Origin of the sequence: Paraburkholderia sp. SIMBA_030, assembly GCF_046535245.1 — a bacterium.
Taxonomy (GTDB): Bacteria; Pseudomonadota; Gammaproteobacteria; order Burkholderiales; family Burkholderiaceae; genus Paraburkholderia.
Window position 1 is genome coordinate 1 of sequence record NZ_JAWRXB010001468.1, and the last position, 242, is coordinate 242.

1 protein-coding gene is annotated in these 242 nt (G+C 71.5%); it reads left to right on the forward strand.

The features are described 5' to 3' along the window. The coding region (locus SB772_RS44895; protein WP_410839139.1) for an FUSC family protein at nt 1-242 on the forward strand (242 nt) is incomplete at both ends.

A 242-nucleotide genomic window follows, 5' to 3' on the forward strand; every position in this document is an offset into this window, starting at 1 on the left:
CCGGCATCACGCTGTGGATCGGCGCCTGCATCGCGCTCGCGGTGCGCAACCGCCACTTCCGCTGGTACGGGTTCGTGCTCGCCGGCTATACCGCCGCGCTGATCGGCCTGCCGGCGGTGATGACGCCACAGACGCTGTTCCAGTCCGCGCTCACGCGCGCCGCGGAAGTCGCGCTGGGCATCGCGTGCTCCGGTGCCGTCAGCGCGCTGATCCTGCCGCTCAGCTCCGCGAAGGCGCTGATG